The sequence below is a fragment of the Stenotrophomonas sp. P5_B8 genome, assembly GCF_054049855.1.
Window position 1 is genome coordinate 1 of the sequence record NZ_JBFULO010000417.1, and the last position, 3280, is coordinate 3280.

Below are 3280 nucleotides of genomic sequence, written 5' to 3' on the forward strand. Positions count from 1 at the left end.
GCCTCCAAGGGCATGGGCGCCCAGCGCCCGACCCACCGATTCCCGCGCCGAAAAACGCTCAGAGCGCACTCCGTGCGTGCGCTACATATGCGCGAAGAACCAAACAAAAAGGCGGGGATATCCCCGCCTTTCTGCTATGCCACCGTTACTGCTAAATCAAGTCAATGCAATCGACTTGTTCTTGCGTTCGGCCAGGCGCTTTTCCAGGTAGTGGATGTTCTGCCCACCGGCCTGGAAACCCTTGTCGCGCATGATCMGCTGCTGCAGCGCGACGTTGGTCTTGATCCCGTCCACCACCATCTCGCTCAGCGCCACGCGCATGCGCGCGATCGCGGTCTCGCGGTCCGGGCCGTGCACGATCAGCTTGCCGATCATCGAATCGTAGTTCGGCGGTACGCGGTAGCCACTGTAGATGTGGGTATCCACGCGCACGCCGGGGCCACCGGGCGGATGGAAGGCGGTGATCTGGCCCGGGCTCGGCACGAAGGTTTCAGCATCTTCGGCGTTGATGCGGCATTCGATCGCGTGGCCGGTCAGCACCACGTCGCTCTGCTTGATGGTCAGCTTCTGGCCGGCGGCGATGCGCAGCTGTTCGCAGACCAGATCGATACCGGTCACCATCTCCGTCACCGGATGTTCCACCTGCACGCGGGTGTTCATTTCGATGAAGTAGAAACGGCCGTCTTCGAACAGGAACTCGAAGGTGCCCGCGCCGCGATAACCGATGCGGATGCACGCTTCCACGCACACCTTGCCGATCTGCTCGCGCATCTCCGCACTGATGCCCGGGGCCGGCGCTTCTTCCACCACCTTCTGGTGGCGGCGCTGCATCGAGCAGTCGCGCTCACCGAGGTGGATGGCGTTGCCCTGGCCGTCGGCGAGGACCTGGATTTCCACGTGGCGCGGATTCTCCAGGAACTTCTCCATGTAGACCTGATCGTTGCTGAAAGCAGCCTTGGCTTCGGACTTGGTGGTCTCGATGGCCGCCTTCAGCGACGCCTCGGCATGCACCACGCGCATGCCACGACCGCCGCCACCGCCGGATGCCTTGATGATGACCGGATAGCCGATCTCACGGGCGATCTTGGTGTTGGCCACGATGTCGTCGGTGAGCGGGCCGCCCGAGCCGGGCACGCACGGCACGCCGGCGGCCTTCATCGCGCGGATTGCTTCCACCTTGTCGCCCATCAGGCGGATGGTGTCGGCCTTGGGGCCGATGAAGATGAAACCGGATTCTTCCACGCGCTCGGCGAAGTCGGCGTTCTCCGATAGGAAACCGTAGCCCGGGTGGATGGCCTGGGCGTCGGTGACTTCGGCCGCGGCGATCAGCGCCGGGATGTTGAGGTAGCTCTCCGAGGACGGTGCCGGACCGATGCAGACCGACTCGTCGGCCATGGCCACGTGCTTGAGGTTGCGGTCGACCGTGGAATGCACGGCGACCGTGCGGATGCCCAGGGTGTGGCACGCGCGCAGGATGCGCAGCGCGATCTCCCCTCGGTTGGCAATAACGACTTTGTCGAGCATGGACGGATCCTTAGCCGATCACGAACAGCGGCTGGTCGAATTCGACCGGCTGGCCGTTTTCGCCCAGGATGGCGACGATGGTGCCGGAAACATCGGCCTCGATCGGGTTGAACATTTTCATCGCTTCGATGRTCGCCAGCGTTTCGCCGGCCTTCACTGCCTGGCCGACCGACACGAAGGCCGGCTTGTCCGGCGAGGACGAGGAATAGAACGTGCCGACCATCGGCGCACGCAGCACGTGGCCGTCCGGCAGGGCATTACCGGCCTTGGCGGTGCCGCCGGTGGAGGCTTCGGTGGGCGACTGCATCGGCATCGCCGGGGCGGCCGCAGCGGCCTGGACCGGTGCCGGGGCCATCATCATCTGCGGGGCCTGCATCATGCCGTAGCCGGATACGGGCGCGCGCGACAGACGCACGGACTCTTCGCCTTCCTTGATTTCGATTTCGGCGAGGTTCGACTCTTCCAGCAGGTCGATCAGCTTCTTGATTTTGCGGAGATCCATAGGGGCCTCTTTAGCTCGTGGTGTCAGTGTGGTGGGAAGCGCGTTGCGCTCGGGTCAACGCAATTCGTAGAAACTACGCAGTTGGGCGATGCGGTCGTTGGCGTGTGTGGTCAGGCAGCGCATCTGCGCGCCATTGCGGGAGGTGCCATCGGCATTGAAGGCATACACCGCGTCGCAGTCGTGGCTGCGCAGCTGGATCCATGCGCGCTGGGCCAGCACCAGTTGCCTTTCGGCATCGGTGCAGTGCGTACAGGCGCCTTCGGCGGCCTGCGTGCGCAGCTGCAGGCGCGCCTGGGCGTAGACCTTGTTGAGTTCGGTATCGGCGTCGCTGGCCACGTCGGAGGCGCACAGGTCGCTCTCCATCGTGCCGCCGGGCTGCGCGCAGTCGATGCCCTCGGCGCTGCGATCGGCGGCCAGGGCCGCGCCGCACAGGCCGCCCCACAGCATGACGCTGGCGAGGACGCGCGGCATGGTCACGCGGTGGTGGCCGCCAGCCGGGTCAGGGCCGCATCCATCGCATAGCGATAGCTGTCCGCGCCGAAGCCGCAGATCACCCCGACCGCCTTGTCGCTGAAATAGCTGTGCTGGCGGAACGGTTCGCGCGCATGCGGGTTGGACAGATGGATCTCGATGAACGGCACGTCCACCGCAGCCAGCGCATCGCGCAGGGCCACCGAGGTGTGGGTGAACGCGGCCGGGTTGATCAGGATAAAGGCGGTGCCGTCTTCACGGGCGGCCTGCACCCGTTCCACCAGGCTATGTTCGGCGTTGGACTGCAGGCTCTCCACCGCGTGCCCGGCGGCCTGCGCCTGGCCCAGCAGGGCCTGGTCGATCTGCGCCAGCGTGGTGTGCCCATACACCCCCGGCTCGCGGGTGCCGAGCAGGTTGAGGTTGGGGCCATGCAGGACCAGCAGTTTCGCCATGGGTGCCACGAAGCAGGAAAGGGCGAAGTCTGGCGGAACCGGCTGATCGTGTCCAGTTCGGCGAAGTTACGCGTGTTTCAAGCGAACGTTTGAATTTTGCGTGGGAGGCTTGGGGCGGCGGCGTGTTGACCGGTTGTGCGGCTCARCATAGTTGGTGGGGATTCCAACCAACTATGACGCGCGCTCACCATAGTTAGTGGTAATGGGGCTGCTAGTAGACGCTCCTCGAAATTGCTAGATCGAGGAGCTAGCCACTGTTTAGACATTCGTCTGCTCGGCGATTTCTAGAGCGTCTTCGACCTCGATGCATAGGTACCGCACGGTGCTTTCG

General features: G+C 64.5%; 4 protein-coding genes. All 4 read right to left on the reverse strand.

What is annotated here, in order from left to right; genetic code table 11:
* Positions 1 to 156 precede the first annotated feature (156 nt).
* Genes accC through aroQ form a run of 4 tightly spaced genes read right to left on the reverse strand, consistent with a single transcriptional unit; the run spans position 157 to position 2949 of the window.
* Positions 157 to 1524 carry an acetyl-CoA carboxylase biotin carboxylase subunit gene (gene accC / locus ACXJKH_RS17355; protein WP_457321183.1) on the reverse strand — a complete coding sequence of 456 codons (1368 nt, stop codon included), beginning with the start codon at positions 1522 to 1524 and terminating at the stop codon, positions 157 to 159.
* A gap of 10 nt (positions 1525 to 1534) precedes the next feature.
* Positions 1535 to 2026 (reverse strand): acetyl-CoA carboxylase biotin carboxyl carrier protein, encoded by a 492-nt coding sequence (gene accB, locus ACXJKH_RS17360; RefSeq protein ID WP_457321185.1) that lies wholly within the window; start codon positions 2024 to 2026, stop codon positions 1535 to 1537.
* A 54-nt stretch (positions 2027 to 2080) separates the two neighbouring features.
* Complete coding sequence (locus tag ACXJKH_RS17365; RefSeq protein ID WP_457321187.1) at positions 2081 to 2497, reverse strand: lysozyme inhibitor LprI family protein; 417 nt, start codon at positions 2495 to 2497, stop codon at positions 2081 to 2083.
* A gap of 2 nt (positions 2498 to 2499) precedes the next feature.
* Positions 2500 to 2949, reverse strand: a complete 450-nt coding sequence (gene aroQ, locus ACXJKH_RS17370) for a type II 3-dehydroquinate dehydratase (protein ID WP_457321189.1) — start codon at positions 2947 to 2949, stop codon at positions 2500 to 2502.
* Between the last annotated feature and the right edge of the window lie 331 nt (positions 2950 to 3280).